This is a genomic window from Tunicatimonas sp. (assembly GCF_049647865.1).
In the GTDB taxonomy this organism is placed as follows: Bacteria; Bacteroidota; Bacteroidia; order Cytophagales; family Cyclobacteriaceae; genus Tunicatimonas.
The window spans coordinates 1-2,541 of sequence record NZ_JBARYM010000576.1 but is presented as its reverse complement, the minus strand read 5'-3'; the positions used below and the strand labels follow the sequence as shown (position 1 = coordinate 2,541).

Here is a 2,541-nt window from a genome sequence, read left to right as displayed (position 1 = left end):
CTACGAATGACGGATTTCTCGTATCGAAACCACGCGGGGCAGTACGCTTACTACGACGACACCCTTACCATTAGTACGGATATTCAGAATCTACTGTCGGCTTCTTCGCCTAATACCCAAGTTACCCTCTCAGCGGTTTCTGAATACGTAACCGTATTGGATTCTGTATTTCGACCGGGTGCTGTCGATTCGTTAGGAGTTGTTTCCAACACGGATCGGCCGTTTCGAGTAGTGCTCAGTAGTAATCTACCAACCAATGAGCAGCTGTACTTTCGTTTAGGTATAGAAGATGATACTTATCAGGATTATCAGTATTTCTTTATTGTTTCCTCATCGGGTTATCCTACCATTACTAAGAATGATTTACAGATAACCGTAGGTAATCAAGGTGAAATTGCCTTTGATCCGAGTGGTTTCTCAGTAGGTACTATTCGTTATCGAGACCAAGTGATCGCCACTGAAGCCGGACTACTTATTGGGGTTGACTCTGCCTATGTTTCGGATAATCTTATTAACAGTTTTACGGATCTTAATCGCGAGCAAGATTTTCGGGTAGAAGAAGATATTCGCTTCACTCGGGCGGCAGTTCCCGCGTATCAGCTTCGTTCGGCCTTCTCCGATGCCAATGCAACCAATCCGCTCAACCTTCGCGTTGAACAAACTTGGTTGGCCGATACCACCAGCTCCGAAAACTATATTGTATCTGAATACCGGGTAGTAAATCGGTTAGATAGTACGCTATCTAATGTATCCGTTGGTTTATTTGCTAATTGGGATGTGAACAATCAAGCCGAAAACCGCACTGGCTGGGACGCGACTTACTCGTTAGCGTACTCCTACAATGCCAGTGAAGATACCTACGCAGGAATAGCATTATTAACTGAGCAAGCCGCTAATCATCAGCCGCTAAACCTACAAGATTTAAACGGAAACCTCCCAAGTATTGGTAACGATATTTCGGAACGGGAAAAGTTTGATTGGGCTTCTCAAGGAATCAGCACTACGCAAGCGGGGGTGAATGGCGATGGAAACGATATAGCCCAAGTGTTAGCAGCTACGGTAGCGAGCATTCCTGAAGACCGAGGGCGGGCAATTGCCTTTGCCTGGGTAGCCGGAAGTAGTTTAACTGAATTGCAATCTGCTGTTACGAAGGCTCAAGGGTTTTACACGGATTACCGAAACGAGCCAGCAGTGCTAACCACCGAATTGGTTTGCACTGATAGCACCGCTACCATTCAGTTCGCTAACGATCACCGCTTTTACCAAGATGCTTTAGGCACTAACCTGATTATTGAAGGCCGAGCGCTCACGACCACTGCCATTATCCAAGATACTGCGGTTTATGCGGCATCGTTAGCCAACGGATATGAAGGGCGAATCAACAAGATTGAAATTCTTATTAGAGAGCCAGAGGCACTCTTTTCAGTCGTGGATAGCTTGAACGCTGGCTGGCAAAATGACACGCTCTTTCTGGATGAGACCAATAATTACACTCTAAACTTTCAGGATGAGAGCTTGAACGCAGTAGCGTGGAATTGGAATTTTGGTAATGGCTTTCGAAGCACCCAACAGCATCCGCAGACTTCGTACGCTCAGCCCGGAACCTATACGGTTCAGTTAACTGCAACCAGTAGTCCCGGTTGTCAGGCTATGGTATCTAAAAAGATTACAGTGGTACAACGGGCTACGATGCCTCAAATTAGGAATAAGCTTATTTGCCGGGGCGAATCGGTTACGTTACAAGCAACTAATACTGATCTGATTAAAGTGTATGCCGACAATAACCTAACTGAACTGTTATACGCAGGAGAACAATTTGTAACGGGGGGAGTGAGTAGGAGCGATACTTTCTACGTAGTAAATGCGGCAGAAGAATTTGATAGTCGCCCGCTTCCCGTAGCGATCAACGTATGGCAACCCAATCTACAGGTTCGTTACTCACTGGATACTACCGATCTTTCTACTAAGTATCAGTTAGCCATTACATTAACCGGAGATACCAATCACATTAAACAGTATACTTGGTTAGTGAATGATGTAGAAGTTAGTCAGCAGCCAGCATTCACCTACGACTTTTCTGATCTGCCGACAGAAGACTGGCGAATAAAGCTAATCTACTCATTAGATTCGGCGGACTTAAATTGCACATACGTATTAGAAGAAAAAATTATCCGTACTCAGGCTAATAAGCCGAACTTGACTAATGTTCGTATCTGCCAGGGTGAGATGGTTACTATTTCTCCTGATAATGGTGAGACATTCTCGTTTTATTCCGATGCTAATCTTAGCAGTCCGCTTCATGTGGGAAAAAGTTTGCTGCTAGATTCGGTAGCAATGAATACCAAGATTTATATCACTAGTTTGGATGGGTTGATAGAAAGCGAAGCGGTGGGCGTAGATGTGGAAATTACCCGTTTTGCTGATTTTAAAACCCTGTCCGATACTATTTATCTGTCTGAACCTGATATGGCGGTATTGCAGGCATTTCCGTTAAGCGAAGATAGTTCTTCCATAAGCTGGCAGTGGGATTTAGGCGATGGT

Annotated in this window: 1 protein-coding gene; it reads left to right on the top strand. The window is 44.8% G+C overall.

The genetic code is table 11. From position 1 onward, the window contains the following. Positions 1–6: 6 nt before the first annotated feature. On the top strand, positions 7–2,541 hold a 2,535-nt coding region (locus WBA23_RS16985), incomplete at its 3' end, for a PKD domain-containing protein (RefSeq protein ID WP_424583479.1).